This window comes from Gordonia sp. L191 (genome assembly GCF_030077625.1).
Classification (GTDB): Bacteria; Actinomycetota; Actinomycetes; order Mycobacteriales; family Mycobacteriaceae; genus Gordonia; species Gordonia polyisoprenivorans_A.
Window position 1 is genome coordinate 3,437,986 of the sequence record NZ_CP125996.1, and the last position, 15,134, is coordinate 3,453,119.

Sequence of the window (15,134 nt, forward strand, 5' to 3'; positions counted from 1 at the left end):
GCCCCGCCGTCACAACTGCGAGACCTGCACACTCATCCCAGGATCGGTCGCCACCGTCAGCGGCGAGGGCTGCGCGCCACCGGCGATGACGTGAGCCCCGAGTGTCGCGATCATCACGCCGTTGTCGGTACACCGGCGCGGCGTCGGGACCCGCAGGGTGATACCCGCTGCAGCACAACGTTCTTCGGCCAGAGATCGAATACGCGAGTTGGCCGTCGCCCCGCCCCCGAGCACGAGGGTGTCCACGCCGAGATCACCGCACGCGCGTACCGCCTTGAACGTCAACACGTCGGCGACCGCCTCCTGAAACGACGCCGCGACGTCGGCGATCGGTACCTCGACGCCGTCCCGTCGGCACTTCTCCACATAGCGGGCCACCGCCGTCTTGACCCCGCTGAACGAGAAGTCGTACCGGGCGTCGCGGGGTCCGGTCATTCCCCGGGGGAATGCGATCGCCTGCCGATCCCCCAGCGCGGCAACCTTGTCCAGAGCCGGTCCACCGGGGAAACCGAGGTCGAGCAGGCGGGCGACCTTGTCGAACGCCTCACCGGCGGCATCGTCGACGGTGGTACCGAGTTCGACGATCGGCTCCGCGAGATCGGTGACGTGCAGCAGGTGCGTGTGCCCGCCGGAGACCAGCAGGGCAACACATTCGGGCATCGGTCCGTGCTCCAGGGTGTCGACCGCGACATGTCCGCCGAGATGATTCATCGCATACAGCGGGACATCCCAGGCCAACGCATAGGATTTCGCCGCGGCCACCCCGACCAGCAGCGCCCCGGCCAGACCCGGGCCGATGGTGACCGCGATGGCATCGGGACGATCGATCCCGGCCGCCGCACGAGCCCGCCGCATGGTCGGCACGATCGCCTCGAGGTGTGCGCGGGAGGCGATCTCGGGGACCACTCCCCCGAATCGGGCATGTTCGTCGACGCTGGAGGCCACCTCGTCGGCGAGCAGCACCGCCCGACCCGGCCCGTCGGTGCCCGGCTCCCAGCGCACGATCCCGACTCCGGTTTCGTCGCAGGAGCTCTCGATACCCATCACGATCATGTGTGCTGCCCACCCTTGCCTGCCGAATCCAGTGACTCGTCGACGCCGGCACGACCGGAGGCCGACGGACGGATCATCGTGTAGGCGTCGGCACCCGAGGGCTGGTAGTAGCCGCGCCGCACCCCCGACGTCACAAAGCCGTTGCGCTCGTAGAGCGCGATCGCGGTGACGTTGTCGACGCGCACCTCGAGGAAGACCGGTGCGTCGACGGAGTCGGCGACCTCGAGCAGCGCATCGAGAAGCGCTCTGCCGTAACCGCGTCCGCGGTGGGTCGGCGCGACGGCGATCGTGTGGATCTCGCAGTCGAAGCTGCCCTCGGATCCGAGGGTGGAGATACCCGCGTAGCCGGCCACCTCACCCCCGGGCTCGTCCCGGGCCGCGAAATAGCGGTTGTACGGTGCATTCAGCTCTGACCGGAAAGCCGTTGCCGGCCACGGCGAATCGCCGGCGAACATCTCCTTCTCCAGGGCGGCGCAACGCGGGATGTCGCGATAGTCGAGCACATCGATGATCGGCACACCGGCGGTCATGATGCGCCGACCTTCTTGGGTTGCTGGTCTTTTCGTTCCACCGCGTCGGGTCGGCGCAGATAGAGCGGGACGAGCGGCGGCGGGCTCTGCCCATCGGTCACCGCGATCGCGGCCGCACCGAGCAATCCGGCGGCCGAGGGAACGGTGAACACGGGATCGGCTCCGCCCCAACCACTCTGGCGTAGATGGGCAGCCGACCCGCCGACCGCGTCGACACCCGGGTCGGAGAGGATCTCGGCGACGACATCGGGAGCGCTCACCTCCGGGCCACGCGCGCGGCTGAGCCCGCCGTCGCGATAGAGCGCCCAGTACACTTCACGGCGACGCGCGTCGGTGAGCGCGAGCACCGTCGCCCCCGACGCGCTCACGCGCCCCACGTCGTGGGCGATGGCATCGAGCGAGCAGACGCCGTACACCGGAATGTCCAGGGCGTCACCGAATCCGGCGCCGGTTGCCATTCCCACCCGTAGGCCGGTGAACGGTCCGGGCCCGGTTCCCACGACCACCGCGTCGATGCCGTCTCGGCGCACGCCCGACTCCTCGAGTACCTCGGCGATGAGCGAGGTGAGGATCTCCGCGTGGCGACGCCCATCGGCCACCGCGCGGGCGGCGGCCACACTGCACTCGGGTGCCCCGGACGTCGTCGTGATGCGGCCGATCCCGGTGACGACGGTGTCGGTGGCGGTGTCGATCACGAGCACGGTCCGAGTACGCCCGGCCGGAGTGCGCCGGGTTGGAGTGCATCCACCTGCCGCGGTGCCGGTGACCGCCTGCGCCGATGGTGTCGATTCCGGTGTGCTCATGGATGATTCACCCATTCCCAACTCGCGTGCCGCACGTCGGTGTCGGGGTCGCGGACCAGACGTACGAGCAGATGTCGCTCGGCCAGACGTTCGGCCACCCCCTCGCCCCACTCGACCACCACGACGGCGTCGGCGAGGTCGGTGTCGAGGTCGAGTGCGTCGAGTTCCTCGAGCCCACCGAGCCGATAGGCGTCGACGTGAATCATGCCGGGCCGGCCGGCCGCGGTCGGCCGGTGTTCGCGCGCGATGATGAACGTCGGTGAGGAGACCGGGCCCGCGACGTGCAGCCCGCGCCCGATGCCGCGGGCGAGGGCGGTCTTGCCCGCCCCCAGTGGTCCGTCCAGGATCACCAGGTCGCCGGCCGAAAGCCCCTGCGCGAGTTCTTCTCCGAATGTCTCGGTGTCGGCGACCTCCGGGAGTTCGCGGGTCTGCGGACCGTCGATGTGGGTGCTCATGCGCGTTGCCTCCGTTGCCACCAGCGGCGCCGCGGAGCTCCGCGCGCCGGGCGTGCACGCTCGACGAGGTCGGCGATCGCGTCGGTGACACGGTCGGGTGCCTCCATCTGCACCATGTGCCCGGCGCCGTCGACCACCTCCATTCGCGAGTCGGTGCCGAGTTCGCCGTAGAGCTGCAGCGAGTTGGGCACCGGCGTCATCCGGTCCTCGTCGCCGCACACGACCACCGAGGGCACCTGGGCGATCACCGGAACACCCATCCATTCGTCATGACGCTCCAGTGCGTTGAGGAAGTTGACCACCGTCACGATGGGTGTGTTCTGAATCATCTTCTCCACCGCCCGTCCGGCAGCCGGACTGTGGAAGTCCGGGCCGAAGCTGGCGGCCACGAGCACCGGCTCGAGGAGCAGCCGGGTGAGGTCGCGGCCGGCCTCGATGACCCGCGGAGTGTTGCGGGCGGCCACCGCGAACCCGTCGAGCAGTGGATTGCGTAGTCCCCGACCGAGTCCGGCCTCGGTCAGACCGCTGGCTGCGGTCGCCACGAGCGCCACTCCCGCGACCCGGCCATCGGCGGCGAAGAGCTGCGGATACCGCCGCGCCAGCGCCATCAGCGTCATCCCGCCCATCGAGTGACCGACCAGCACCACCCGACCCTCGGGAGCCGTCGCATCGAGGATGTCGACCGCGTCGTCGGCGAGTTGCTGCATCGTGCACGTGTCCGCCGGCGCCTCGCCGCTGCGACCGTGACCCCGATTGTCGTAGAACACCATGCGAATTCGGCGATCGGCCCACCGTTGCGCCAAGGCGTAGCGCTGAAAATGCCAGCTCGCCAGCCGCAGGCTGAACCCGTGGACGAAGATCACGGTCAATTCCTGGGTCTCGTCCGGCTCGAGGCCACCGAGGTCGACGGTGCGCACCGCCAGCTCCACGCCGTCGGCCGCGGTCACCGTCGACGCCCGATCCTGATACATCGTGGTGAAATCGATCCCCTGATAGGGATCATGGCCTCGTCGGATACGACGCCGGGTGGCGCTGCGCGCGGCTCCCGCGGCGGCCAGCCCGCCGAGGGTCACCACCCCGGCGAGACCCGCCGCCAGGCCGACACGCTCGGTGGAGTTCACCACGTCGCCTCCTGCCGCCGGGACGAGACGTACTCGCGGCGCGCTCGTCCGCCGATCCGCGCGAGGATCTCGTAGTCGATGGTGCCGATCGTCTCGGCCCATTGCGCCGCGGTGGGTCCGCCGTCGGCGCCGGTGCCGAACAGCTCGGCGATGTCGCCCTCACTCACGCCGCCACCGTCGGGGCCGAGGTCGATCACGAACTGATCCATGCACACCCGGCCGATCTGACCGAAGAGCCGATCACCGATTCGGACGCGCAGCCGTCCCGAGGCGAGTCGTGGTACCCCGTCGGCGTATCCGGCCGGAATCACCGCGATCGTGGTGTCGCGCTCGGCAGTCCAGGTGTGGCTGTAGGAAACCCCTTGTCCGGCCGGGATTCTCTTCACCAGCGCCACCTCGGCACGCAGACTCATCGCCGGGATCAGCCCGAATTCCCGTCCGAGGATCGGCACCCCACCGTAGAGGGCGATACCGGGCCGCACGAGATCGCGCGCGAGGTCCGGGCGAGTCAGTGCCGCAGGAGAGTTCGCGATGTGCATCACCTCAGGCGGCGCGCCGAGGCGGACCAGGTCGGCACGCGCGTCGTCGAGACGCTCGGCCTGCAGCGAGTTCAACGGGTGCTCGGGTTCGTCGCCGCGGGCGAGGTGACACATCAGCGCTCGTACCCGGACGGCGTCCTCGGCGACGGCCTTCGCGAGATCGTCGGCGAAATCCGCCCATTCATCCGGCGCCACCCCGCTGCGCCCGAGGCCGGTGTCGAGCTTGACGGTGACCGTGGCCGAGCTACCCCGTGCTCGGGCCGCCTCGAGGACGGCCGCGAGCTGACGGCGGGACGAGAGCGCGACGTCGAGGTCGGCGTCGATGGCGGCGGCGAAATCGGCACTGTTGGTGTGCAGCCAGCACGTGATGTGCTCGGTGATGCCCGCGGCCCGGAGCGCGAGTCCCTCGCCGATCACCGCGACACCCAATTCGGCCGCTCCGGCATCCAGGGCCGCACGCGCCACCGGCACCGCACCGTGCCCGTACCCGTCGGCCTTGACCACGGCGATCACACCCGCACCCGATGCCTCGCGCACCACGCCCACGTTGTGGGCGATCGCGTCGAGGTCGACGACGACGGCCAGGGCCGAGCCGTGCTGCCCGGAACCGGGCGGTGGTGAGGTGGTCATCGCCGCCATTGTCCCAGATTTGCGAGAGCTGCCGCGGTCCGGTGTGCCGGCGTCGCCTCCACCGACTCGCACATAACGCACGTCATGTCGATGCGCACGCCGGGTGTCCACAGGTGGCGATCTGTCCACACCTGAGGAATTCGGTCATGTCATCGGCCCATCCGGGCACTTGACTGGGGAAAACCCCGTCGCCGAAAGGCCCTGTCGCATGCACGCTCCCCGATTCCACACCCCGCACCCGCCAATGGCGCCTGCCACGTCGACGTCCGGAATCCCAGCCGGTCACAGTCCCCGCCGGCCGGCCACGAGGGTGCTGTTGCGCGGGGCGTGGATCGCCTGTGGCGCGGCCGGGGTCTGCTACCTCGTCGGTGGCGTCCTGTTCATGATCGGCGGCCTCGGCGGGCTCGACGCCGAGATCTCCGGTTCCGGCGGTCGGTGGTGGCGGCCGGTCCTGGTACTGGCGGCCGTCCACGGGGGGCAAGCGGTCCTCGGTGCGTGGACATCGATGGTGCTGGTGATCACGGCGTTCGTCTCGCGTCCCAGGCGACGCCCGGCGACGCCGGACCGAACGGCGCGCAACGATCCGACCGGACCGCTACCCGCGACGAGCGACTTCGTCGGCGCGGCGATCGCGAGTGGTGTGGTCACCCTGCCCGTGCTGATAGCGGGCGTGTGGTGGCTGCCGTTCTTCCTGTGACCTGAGGTTCTGGTGACCGGTGCTTATCGGGTCACGAACCGGCGAGCAACTCTCGGATCGCCGGTCGGAGTGCGCCGAGGAGCGCCGAGGCGCCGATGGGGGCACCCCGAGCCGCCAGCGCGGCGGCGTGTGCATGGACCCGAGCGGCGGCGGCACCGGCCCAGATCGGCGGTAACCCGGCAGCGAGCAGTGCTCCGGCGATCCCCGAGAGCACGTCTCCCGCACCGGCAGTGGCCGCCCACGACGATCCGGCGTCGTTCCCATGGACGACGCCGTCGGAGTCGGCGACGAGGGTGATGCGGCCCTTGAGGAGTACGGTCACCCCCCACCGCCGGGCCAGCGACGAGACCGCGCCGAGCCGGTCCGGTCCGACCGGTTCGCCGGTGAGCCGGGCGAATTCGCCGGCGTGCGGGGTGAGCAGGGTCGGCGCGTCACGCCCGACGACGAGATCGTGGTGGTCGGCGACGAGGGTAAGTGCGTCGGCGTCGACGAGCACGGGCAGATCGGTGCCCAGCACGGTGCGCAGCACCTCGAGTGCGGCGGCGTCGGTGCCCGCACCGGGCCCGATCACCCAGGCCTGTACCCGGCCAGCATCGGAGAGATCCGGCACCGCAACCACTTCCGGGAAATGCTCGACGACCTCGGCGTGCGCGGAACCGACGTAGCGGGTCATGCCCGACGTGGCAGTGACGGCGGCACCCGAGGCGAGGATCGCCGCGCCGGGATAGCGGTGCGAGCCGGCGATCACGCCGACGACACCCTGTGTGTACTTGTCGTCGTGGGCACCCGGTATCGGCCAGGCCTCGGCGATCTCGGTGTCCGACAACGAGTACAAGAAGGGGCCGCCCTGACGACCGATGGTTCCCGACAACCCGATGTCGACCACGTGGATTCGCCCACACTGTGGCCCGGCGAGCAGATGCGCGTTGCGCAGCACCCCGAAGGTGACGGTGACATCGGCGCGCACCGCGGGGTGATGGACCTCGCCGGTGGCGGCGTCCACGCCGGAGGGCAGGTCGACCGCGACGACGGTCACGCCCGGGTCGAGCGCCGCGAACACCTCGGCGGCGTTGTCGCGCAACGGGCCTCGCCCACCGATGCCCACCACACCGTCGATGACGGCGTCGAGATCGGCGGGCAGCGCCGCAACGACGCGCCCACCGCGACGCCGTAGCGCGGCCAGTCCGGCCGGGTGCGCCTTGTCGGGGGCGAGGAGCACGGCGGTCACGTCGACACCGCGGCGGGCGAGCTCCGCCCCGGCGAACAGGGCATCGCCGCCGTTGTCGCCGGCACCCACCACGAGCCCCACCCGGCGTCCGTAACATCCGCCCGTAGAAGCGAATTCACCGATGACGACCCGCGCGACACCGTGCGAGGCGCGGCGCATCAGGGTGCCGTCGGTCAGCAGGTGTCCGGTCGCGCGCTCGGCGGCCCGGACCTCCTCGGCGGTGAAGTGACTGACCGGCATGAGCGTGTCCGGATCTACTCGACCGTGACCGACTTGGCCAGGTTGCGAGGCTTGTCGACGTCGTAGCCACGGGCTTGCGCGACACTGGCGGCGAACACCTGCAACGGCACCGTCGACACCAACGGCTGCAACAGCGTCGGCGTCTTGGGGATCGGGATGAAGTGATCGGCAACGGATCTCGCCGATGCGTCGTCGTCCTCGGCGATCACGATGGTGACCGCCCCGCGTGCCTGGATCTCCCGGATATTGGAGACCATCTTCGAATGCAGGACCGCACGGCCGTCGGGTGAGGGCATCACGACGATCACCGGCAAGCCGTCCTCGATGAGCGCGATCGGGCCGTGTTTGAGCTCGCCGGCCGCGAAACCCTCCGCGTGCATGTACGCGAGTTCCTTGAGTTTCAACGCGCCCTCAAGCGCCACCGGATACCCGACGTGACGGCCGATGAACAGCACGGTGTTGTGATGGGCCAGCGAGTGGGCGAGCTCGCGCACCGGTTCCATCGTGCCGAGGACGTCGCGGACCGCCTCGATCATGTGCTCCATCGCCGCGAACTCACGGGCGACCTCGTCGGCGTACTTCGTCCCGCGAGCCTGTGCCAGGGCCAGGCCGACCATGTAGGCCGCCGCGATCTGGGCGAGGAAACACTTGGTGGAGGCCACCCCGATCTCGGGTCCGGCGTGGGTGTAGAGCACGGCGTCGGACTCGCGCGGGATCTGCGCGCCGTTGGTGTTACAGATCGCCAGCACGCGGGCCTTCTGGTCCTTGGCGTGCCGGACGGCCTCGAGGGTGTCGGCGGTCTCGCCGGACTGTGAGATCGCCACGACCAGCGTCGAGCGATCCAGCACCGGGTCCCGATAACGGAACTCGCTGGCCAGTTCGACCTCGACGGGCAGGCGCGTCCAGTGCTCGATCGCGTACTTGGCGAGCATCCCGGCGTGATAAGCCGTACCGCAGGCCACGACGAAGACCTTGTCGACGTCACGCAGGTCCTGATCGGTGAGGCGTTGCTCGTCGAGGACGATGCGACCCTCCTCGAGGTGGCCGAGCAGGGTGTCGGCCAGCGCGGCGGGTTGCTCGGCGATCTCCTTGAGCATGAAGAAGTCGTAGCCGCCCTTCTCGGCGGCGGCGAGATCCCAGTCGATGTGGAACGGTTTACCCGCCCGGGGATTCTGGTCGAAGTCGGTGATGGCGTAGCTGTCGGCGGTGATCACCACGACCTCGTCCTGACCGAGCTCCACCGCTTCGCGGGTGTGCTCGATGAATGCCGTCACATCGGATGCGACGAACATCTCGCCGACGCCCACGCCCACCACGAGCGGGGTCGAGCGGCGTGCCGCCACGATCGTGCCCGGGTGATCGGAGTGGGTGAACACCAGCGTGAACGCACCTTCGAGGCGGCGCAGGGCGCGGTAGGCACTCGCCACGAAATCGCCGGCGTCGGGGCCGTGAAGGTACTCGCGTTCGACGAGATGGACCGCGGTCTCGGTGTCGGTGTCGGAGGTGAACTCGATGCCGTCGGCCTCGAGTTCGTCACGCAGCGGCGCGTAGTTCTCGATGATGCCGTTGTGCACCACGGCGAGCTTGCCGTCGGTGCTCGCGTGCGGGTGTGCGTTGCGGTCGGTCGGCTGACCGTGGGTCGCCCACCTGGTGTGGCCCATCCCGGTGGTGCCCGACAACGTCTCCCGCCCGACCCCGGCGATCACCTTGTCGAGGTTCTCCAGCCGCCCGGCCTTCTTCTCGATCGCGGTATGCCCGTGGCCGTCGAGGATCGCCACACCCGCCGAGTCGTAGCCGCGATACTCCATCCGCCGCAGCGCTTCAACCACGATGTCGAGGGCGTCACGCCCTCCCACATATCCGACGATTCCACACATAGAAGGTCAGGGTACCGGGATTCTGCGGGCGATCCGGCCACGCTGTTCGCGGGGCTTGGCGCCGAGCAGACGAGAGATGTGATCCAACTCGTGTTCGGGCTCGTCGGAGGGGTCGATGACCAGACTCTTGCCGATGACGGCCTCCGGGTCACCGAACCCGGCATAGTCGGTGTCGCCGGCAACGGTGTACAGGAGGAATCCGGTCATCAGTGCGCGGACCTGCCGATGTGTGGTCTTGTCGGCCCCGTTCGCCCCGAGGATCGTCTTCCAGGTGCGGCGTTCGAGAAGCCCGCGACTGGTTGCGGCAGGCAGAGTGCGCAACACCACATCACCGCCGTACGCGCGCGAGAGCGGACGGGCATTGGCGTCGAAGGTGTCGAGTTCGGTCCCGGCTGCCAGGATGAGCCCGGGCGCGGTGACGCGTGGCGCGGCGGCCGGCAGCAATGCGGTCGTCGGGGCCGGGAAGATCGCCACCACACCCGACGTCGGCACCGGTTCCTGACCCAGCAACAGCTCGTCGGAGGCGGCGAGCACCGCAGCCGCGGCGCCGAAGCCGTGTCCGGCGAACCCGACCTTCGCTGCGTCGACGGTGATCCCGCCGTCGCCGAGGGGTGCACTGCAGACCACACCGAGTGCCGAACGCATCTCGGCGGCAAGTCCCACATCCGAGGGCATCAGTCCACGCTGCCCCTGTGGGAGTCCGACGACGAAACCCCACGAGGCCAGGTGGTAGGCCAGGTCCCGGTATCGGTTGCCGCCCGACAGCCAGGTGTGGCCGAACGCGATGGCCGGTAACCGGGTGCCCTCGGTGGGCGTGAACACTCGCCCCTCGATTCCGACGATGCCCAGATTGCCCGCGAGCACGCGGTGCGGACCGCGCCTCGTCAGCGCCTTGAACTGCTTGGCAGGTGGCTTGGACGACTTGCTGGATCGCTTCTTGCCGGACACGGGAAACAGCCTATTCGGTTGCGCCCGCGCCGTGGGGACTGGCCTCGGCGATGTCGGCGGGCAGCATGATCCGTGGCGTGGCGTTGTCGGCGGCATCTGCAGCGGTCTGCAGGTCGGTGCGCAGTTGCGACACCTCGGTGCGGTGCGCGAGTTGGTGGTCGTCGAGTCGGGCCACCAGCGCCTGCTGGGTCTCGCTGAATTCGCGGGAGGCGGCGGTCAGGCGCCCGATGGTCGATCGGGTGAGGTGTTCGATCTGCTCGGCCGCGTTCACTGATCACCTGCCAGGGCCAGATCGGACGCCGGGGCCCGCCGGACCCCCGGATTCGGGGCAGGTGTCGGGGCAACTGGGGGTGACGGGGCAGCTGGGGGTGACGAGGCGGCTTGCGATGACGGGTCGGTTTGCGGCGACGGGTCGGTTTGCGGCGACGGGGCCGAGTCCGGTGACGGCGCCGGCTGGGTACTCGAGCCGGTCCGACCTGTACCGGCCTCCTCGGCGGTGAGCGTGAACGGTACGTCGGGGCCGTCCGGGGCCGGACTCGACTTCGGTTCGAGGGCGGGCGATCCATCGGTCACCGAGACGTGCGCGGAGTGTCCGGCGGGCACGGGTCGCGCGGCGTCGGGCGTCGGTGCCTTGTCCTCGACGGGGACATCGCGCCTCTCGGCGGGTGGACCGCCGTCGCCGTCCGGTACTCGCACCCGCGCCGGTGCCTCGGTGCGCTGCGTCAGGTCCCACTCGTCGGCGGATCGGGCAAGGATCGAGAGAATCGCCCGCACACCGCTCTGGGTGGCTTGTGCGGTCGTGGTCAGCAGCGCGATCCGGGAGGCGATGTCGGCGGCGACCACGGCGGGCGGGACGCGACCGGTCAGCACCGCCACGGGGAGCTCGGACAACGGCACGCCTGCGACCAGCGGCGACGACAGCCGAGCCACCGTGCGATACCAGGTACGCAGGATCTGATCGATGCCCGCTGCCGCGGCACTCGTAGCCTCCGCCACAGAGCGGACCACCGTCAGATCGGCCTCGGCGCGGCGCTGGTGTTCGATCACCAGACCGACGGCAACGGCTCCGGCACCCGACGACCAGCCATGGTCGAGACGTACCTGCTGCTCGGGCAGCCGGTGCATCTGGTCGGCGACCACCCGGTGCACGGCAGCCAGCCGGCGTGCGTCGGCGGCCAATCCGGGGATGTCGAGCCGTCCGGTCCGCGCCAGCACTGCCCGGAGTTCGTCGTCGGGGGGAACGGCCACCCCGACGACGCGACCGGCACCGAGCACCGAGATCAGGTCCTCGACACCCGCGATCGCCCGATCACGAAGTGCCACAACTGTTTCCGACGGATCAGCCATCCGAATCAGCTCCCGCAGCCGCGGCGGACACACCTCGCGCCGCCTCGTCGTCGGCGGCATCGATCGCGGCGAGTCCGCGCGTCAGGAGCTCCGAGAGCGCCGTGGCCGACTCCGACTGATCACGCAGCCGTTCGGTCAGCACCCGGCTGATCTCGGTGAAGCGACCGGCGAGCTCGGCATGGTCGTCATCGTCGGCGGCCCAGGTCCCGAACCGATGCTCGTCGAGGTCGCCGGCGGCCACCGCGAGTACCTGCGAGGTCTTGCGATAGAAGTCGGCGACGGCGATCACCTCGTCGATGTCGACCGACACCCCGGCCCGCGACGTCACCCCGGTCGCCTCCTCGGCCGAGACACTCTCGTGCTCCACACCGACTCCCTCCCCTGCCGATCACACTCGTCTCGAGATCTCCACCGTGAGGTTGGACGCACGCGACGTCCCCATGGTTCCCCTCACGCCGATTTCACCCATCTCACCCAAGTCTCACGTATCGGGCGCCGACACGCGCGGCTTTTCGCCTCCGGACCGGTCGCACCGTCAGAGGTCGATACCGTGCGCGCGGACGGCGTCACCGAGCGCGGTGGGCCGCTGCTGCGGTGGGAGGTCGTGCACGAGTTCGAAGGCGGCACCGATCCGCCGCGCCCCGCCGTCGGCCTCCTCGCTGTCGCCGACCATCAGGCAGTCGTAGCCCGCCACGCCGAGCACATCGAGCGCGGCATGGAAGATCCGGGGATTGGGTTTGATCGCACCGACCTCGTAGGACAGTGCGTACGCGCCGACGGTGTCGGCGAGGTCGTGCAGCGACAACACTTTTCGGAGGTCGAAGGCGATGTTGCTGACGACGCCCACGGGAATCCGCCGGGCCGACAGCGCGGTCAAGACCGTAGCGGTGTCGGGAAAGGGTACCCACGAGTGCGGGTCGAGTACCCGCTCGTACAGCGATTCCGCATGGCCGGGCACGGTCAGCCCCGAGGTGCGCAGCATCGCCAGATAGGCGCGCCGATGTTGGACGGGGTCGAGATCTCGCCGCTCCCAGGCGATCCGGTCGTCGTCGAGGATGTCGGCGGGCAATCCGACCGGCTGGGTCATGCGGCGCACCAACTCGGCTTGCGCGTCGACGTGCAGCGGCCGGCCCTGCTGATCGTGGAGGCCGGCGAACCACTCGTCACGTGCCTCGAAGCGGAAGAGCGTGCCCGAGAAATCGAACAGGACCGCCTTCGGGACACCGCTCATGACCGTGTGTGCGTCACGCGCCGGCGGTCTCGACGACGTCGGCGACGCGCGCCGCGATCGCGTGTGCCAGATCCGGGGTCGGCGCCTCCACCATCACGCGAACCAACTGCTCGGTTCCGGACGGACGCAACAGGATTCGACCTCGATCACCGAGCTCGGCCGCAGCGGCCGAGACCGCCTCCGTGACCGCCGCGGCGGTGGCGACCGCGTGCTTGTCGGTGACGCGCACGTTGATCAGTTCCTGCGGCAGCACCGTCATGACGGCTGCGAGATCGGCCAGTCGCGAGGAGCTCTCGACCATCTCCGCCATCAGCAGCAGACCGGTGAGGATGCCGTCGCCGGTGGTGCCCGATGCCGGGACGACGATGTGCCCGGATTGTTCGCCGCCGAGCGAGAACCCACCGCGGCGGAGTTCCTCGAGAACGTAGCGATCGCCGACGGCGGTGGTGCGCAACGCGATTCCCGCTTTCCGCATCGCGATGTGCAGACCGAGGTTGCTCATCACCGTGGTGACGAGCACGCCCTCGTGCAGGCGTCCGTGGCGGTGCAGCGCGGCCGCGAGAATCGCCATGATGTGGTCGCCGTCGACGATCTGGCCGGTGGAGTCGACCGCGAGACAGCGATCGGCGTCACCGTCGTGGGCCAACCCGAGATCGGCGCCGTGTTCGAGTACCGCGGCCTGCAGCTTTCCCATGTGGGTCGAACCGCAGTCCTCGTTGATGTTGATGCCGTCGGGGTCGGCGTGAATGGGGATGACCGTGGCCCCCGCGGCGGCGTAGACCTGCGGGGCGATGAGAGATGCTGCGCCGTTGGCGCAGTCGACCACCACGGTCAGCGAGTCGAGCCGGACGTCGATCGCCTCGGCCAGATGCCGGGCATAACGCCGGGACGCATCGGGCGCGTCGGACAGTCGGCCGACGCCGGCACCGGTGGGGCGGGGCAAGTCGGTGTCCATCGCCGCGGCGATACGGTCCTCAATCTCGTCGTCGAGTTTGTGTCCACCGGCGCCGAAGAACTTGATCCCGTTGTCGGGCATCGCGTTGTGCGACGCCGAGATCATCACGCCGAAGGCGGCGCCGTAGTCGGCGGTGAGGAAGGCGATGGCCGGGGTGGGCAGGATGCCGACACGGATCGCGTCGACACCGGAGGCGGCCAGCCCGGCACAGACCGCGGCCTCCAGCATTTCGCCCGAGGCGCGCGGATCCCGGCCGACGACCACGCGGGGTCGGGGGCCGGTACCGAGAACGAACGCGGCGGCCGAGGCCAGGCGCAACGCGAGCTCGGTGGTGAGCTCGGCGTTGGCCAGGCCTCGGACGCCGTCGGTTCCGAAAAGGCGTGCCAAGTCAGCGCTTGGAGTACTGCGACGCCTTGCGGGCCTTCTTCAGGCCGTACTTCTTGCGCTCGACCGCACGCGGGTCGCGCGTGAGGAAGCCGGCCTTCTTCAGGGCCGGACGATCCTCCGGGGTGACCTCGATGAGGGCACGGGCGATCGCCAGACGCAGCGCGCCGGCCTGGCCCGAGGGGCCGCCACCGACGAGCTTGGCGTAGATGTCGAACGACTCGGTGCGCTCGACGGTGACCAGCGGAGCCTTGATCAGCTGCTGGTGCACCTTGTTCGGGAAGTAGTCCTCGATGGTGCGGCCGTTGAGGACGAACTGACCGGAGCCGGGCACCAGGCGAACACGGACCACGGCCTCCTTGCGGCGACCGACGGTCTGGATCGGGCGGTCGATGACGATCGGGCCACGATCGAAGGCGGGCTCGGCGACGGCGTCGGTGTCGTAGTCGTCGGCGGCCTGCTCGACCGACTCGACGGCCTCGACGGCGGCTTCGACGGCGCTCTCGGCAGCTGCGGTGTCGTCACCGGCAGCGGCCTGGACCTCGGCAGCGTTCTCCACGGCGGCCTCGACGGCCTCGTCGGAAATGTTCTCGTTGCTCACTGGGCCACCTGCTTGATTTCGAAGGGGACGGGGCGCTGGGCCGCGTGGGGGTGATTCGGTCCGGCGTAGACCTTCAGCTTGGACGCCATGGCGCGGCCGAGCTTGGTGTGCGGCAGCATGCCGGTGATCGCCTTCTCGAGCACGCGCTCGGGGTGGCTCTCAAGCAACTCGGCGGTCGTCTGGACCTTCAGGCCACCGGGATGCCCGGAGTGCCGGTAGTTCAGCTTGCGCTCGGCCTTGTTGCTGGTCAGCGCGACCTTCTCGGCGTTGATGATGATGACGAAATCGCCACCGTCGACATGCGGGGCGTAGGTCGGCTTGTGCTTGCCGCGGAGCAGATTGGCGCTCTGCACGGCCAGCCGGCCGAGCACCACGTCGGTGGCGTCGATGACATGCCACGCGTGGGTGATGTCACCGGCCTTCGGGGTGTAGGTAGGCACAGTTGGTCCTTCAACTCTTGTCATGGATGCTGGTCGGGCACGACGGCAGAGGCTG

At 69.6% G+C, this 15,134-nt stretch carries 17 protein-coding genes; 1 reads left to right on the forward strand and 16 read right to left on the reverse strand.

The features are described from left to right. Positions 1-9: 9 nt before the first annotated feature. The 6 genes from tsaD to alr are packed head-to-tail and all read right to left on the reverse strand — an operon-like array spanning position 10 to position 5,131. On the reverse strand, positions 10-1,053 hold the full coding sequence (tsaD, locus tag QNM97_RS15550; protein WP_283819271.1) for a tRNA (adenosine(37)-N6)-threonylcarbamoyltransferase complex transferase subunit TsaD: 1,044 nt from the start codon (positions 1,051-1,053) through the stop codon (positions 10-12). Beyond that, positions 1,050-1,583 carry a ribosomal protein S18-alanine N-acetyltransferase gene (gene rimI, locus QNM97_RS15555; RefSeq protein WP_283819272.1) on the reverse strand — a complete coding sequence of 178 codons (534 nt, stop codon included), beginning with the start codon at positions 1,581-1,583 and terminating at the stop codon, positions 1,050-1,052. The genes tsaD and rimI overlap by 4 nt, the downstream gene beginning before the upstream one ends. After that, positions 1,580-2,386, reverse strand: coding sequence for a tRNA (adenosine(37)-N6)-threonylcarbamoyltransferase complex dimerization subunit type 1 TsaB (gene tsaB / locus QNM97_RS15560; protein ID WP_283819273.1), 807 nt, complete (start codon positions 2,384-2,386; stop codon positions 1,580-1,582). The genes rimI and tsaB overlap by 4 nt, the downstream gene beginning before the upstream one ends. Further along, on the reverse strand, positions 2,383-2,841 hold the full coding sequence (gene tsaE / locus QNM97_RS15565) for a tRNA (adenosine(37)-N6)-threonylcarbamoyltransferase complex ATPase subunit type 1 TsaE (RefSeq protein ID WP_208795594.1): 459 nt from the start codon (positions 2,839-2,841) through the stop codon (positions 2,383-2,385). The genes tsaB and tsaE overlap by 4 nt, the downstream gene beginning before the upstream one ends. Then, positions 2,838-3,965 carry an alpha/beta fold hydrolase gene (locus QNM97_RS15570; protein WP_502874906.1) on the reverse strand — a complete coding sequence of 376 codons (1,128 nt, stop codon included), beginning with the start codon at positions 3,963-3,965 and terminating at the stop codon, positions 2,838-2,840. Before QNM97_RS15570 ends, tsaE begins: the two co-directional genes overlap by 4 nt. After that, entirely contained in the window at positions 3,959-5,131 is a 1,173-nt protein-coding gene (alr, locus tag QNM97_RS15575) for an alanine racemase (protein WP_283819274.1), read from the reverse strand. The genes QNM97_RS15570 and alr overlap by 7 nt, the downstream gene beginning before the upstream one ends. Positions 5,132-5,339: 208 nt before the next feature. On the opposite strand from alr, the gene QNM97_RS15580 reads away from it, so the two are divergent. Then, positions 5,340-5,828, forward strand: a complete 489-nt coding sequence (locus QNM97_RS15580; RefSeq protein WP_283819275.1) for a hypothetical protein — start codon at positions 5,340-5,342, stop codon at positions 5,826-5,828. Positions 5,829-5,859: 31 nt separating this feature from the next. Here the strand turns inward: QNM97_RS15580 and QNM97_RS15585 are convergent, their stop codons facing one another. The 10 genes from QNM97_RS15585 to rplM form a co-directional block, all read right to left on the reverse strand. Next, complete coding sequence (locus QNM97_RS15585; protein ID WP_283819276.1) at positions 5,860-7,296, reverse strand: NAD(P)H-hydrate dehydratase; 1,437 nt, start codon at positions 7,294-7,296, stop codon at positions 5,860-5,862. 14 nt (positions 7,297-7,310) lie between these two features. Continuing rightward, positions 7,311-9,173, reverse strand: a complete 1,863-nt coding sequence (gene glmS / locus QNM97_RS15590) for a glutamine--fructose-6-phosphate transaminase (isomerizing) (protein WP_283819277.1) — start codon at positions 9,171-9,173, stop codon at positions 7,311-7,313. A gap of 6 nt (positions 9,174-9,179) precedes the next feature. After that, a complete protein-coding gene (locus QNM97_RS15595; protein ID WP_283819278.1) occupies positions 9,180-10,121 on the reverse strand; it encodes a dienelactone hydrolase family protein in 942 nt (313 codons plus the stop codon). Positions 10,122-10,131: 10 nt separating this feature from the next. After that, positions 10,132-10,392, reverse strand: coding sequence for a hypothetical protein (locus QNM97_RS15600; protein WP_123926289.1), 261 nt, complete (start codon positions 10,390-10,392; stop codon positions 10,132-10,134). Beyond that, positions 10,389-11,468, reverse strand: a complete 1,080-nt coding sequence (locus QNM97_RS15605) for a hypothetical protein (RefSeq protein ID WP_283819279.1) — start codon at positions 11,466-11,468, stop codon at positions 10,389-10,391. The genes QNM97_RS15600 and QNM97_RS15605 overlap by 4 nt, the downstream gene beginning before the upstream one ends. Further along, positions 11,461-11,835, reverse strand: a complete 375-nt coding sequence (locus tag QNM97_RS15610; protein WP_283819280.1) for a hypothetical protein — start codon at positions 11,833-11,835, stop codon at positions 11,461-11,463. Before QNM97_RS15610 ends, QNM97_RS15605 begins: the two co-directional genes overlap by 8 nt. A 168-nt stretch (positions 11,836-12,003) precedes the next feature. Then, positions 12,004-12,699 (reverse strand): HAD family hydrolase, encoded by a 696-nt coding sequence (locus tag QNM97_RS15615; protein WP_123926298.1) that lies wholly within the window; start codon positions 12,697-12,699, stop codon positions 12,004-12,006. A 13-nt stretch (positions 12,700-12,712) separates the two neighbouring features. Further along, positions 12,713-14,041: a phosphoglucosamine mutase gene (gene glmM, locus QNM97_RS15620; RefSeq protein ID WP_283819281.1), complete on the reverse strand. Its 1,329-nt coding sequence runs from the start codon at positions 14,039-14,041 to the stop codon at positions 12,713-12,715. 1 nt (position 14,042) lies between these two features. Continuing rightward, entirely contained in the window at positions 14,043-14,639 is a 597-nt protein-coding gene (rpsI, locus tag QNM97_RS15625; protein WP_208795584.1) for a 30S ribosomal protein S9, read from the reverse strand. After that, the gene (rplM, locus tag QNM97_RS15630) at positions 14,636-15,079 is read right to left on the reverse strand and encodes a 50S ribosomal protein L13 (RefSeq protein WP_208795583.1); all 444 of its coding nucleotides are present in this window, start codon (positions 15,077-15,079) and stop codon (positions 14,636-14,638) included. Before rplM ends, rpsI begins: the two co-directional genes overlap by 4 nt. Positions 15,080-15,134: the final 55 nt, after the last annotated feature.

Excerpts from the sequence above, each read along its gene's own strand:
- tsaD (WP_283819271.1), bottom strand. The coding sequence starts at position 1,053 with ATGATCGTGATGGGTATCGAGAGCTCCTGCGACGAAACCGGAGTCGGG.
- rimI (WP_283819272.1), bottom strand. The coding sequence starts at position 1,583 with ATGACCGCCGGTGTGCCGATCATCGATGTGCTCGACTATCGCGACATC.
- tsaB (WP_283819273.1), bottom strand. The coding sequence starts at position 2,386 with ATGAGCACACCGGAATCGACACCATCGGCGCAGGCGGTCACCGGCACC.
- tsaE (WP_208795594.1), bottom strand. The coding sequence starts at position 2,841 with ATGAGCACCCACATCGACGGTCCGCAGACCCGCGAACTCCCGGAGGTC.
- alr (WP_283819274.1), bottom strand. The coding sequence starts at position 5,131 with ATGACCACCTCACCACCGCCCGGTTCCGGGCAGCACGGCTCGGCCCTG.
- QNM97_RS15580 (WP_283819275.1), top strand. The coding sequence starts at position 5,340 with ATGCACGCTCCCCGATTCCACACCCCGCACCCGCCAATGGCGCCTGCC.
- QNM97_RS15585 (WP_283819276.1), bottom strand. The coding sequence starts at position 7,296 with ATGCCGGTCAGTCACTTCACCGCCGAGGAGGTCCGGGCCGCCGAGCGC.
- glmS (WP_283819277.1), bottom strand. The coding sequence starts at position 9,173 with ATGTGTGGAATCGTCGGATATGTGGGAGGGCGTGACGCCCTCGACATC.
- QNM97_RS15605 (WP_283819279.1), bottom strand. The coding sequence starts at position 11,468 with ATGGCTGATCCGTCGGAAACAGTTGTGGCACTTCGTGATCGGGCGATC.
- QNM97_RS15615 (WP_123926298.1), bottom strand. The coding sequence starts at position 12,699 with ATGAGCGGTGTCCCGAAGGCGGTCCTGTTCGATTTCTCGGGCACGCTC.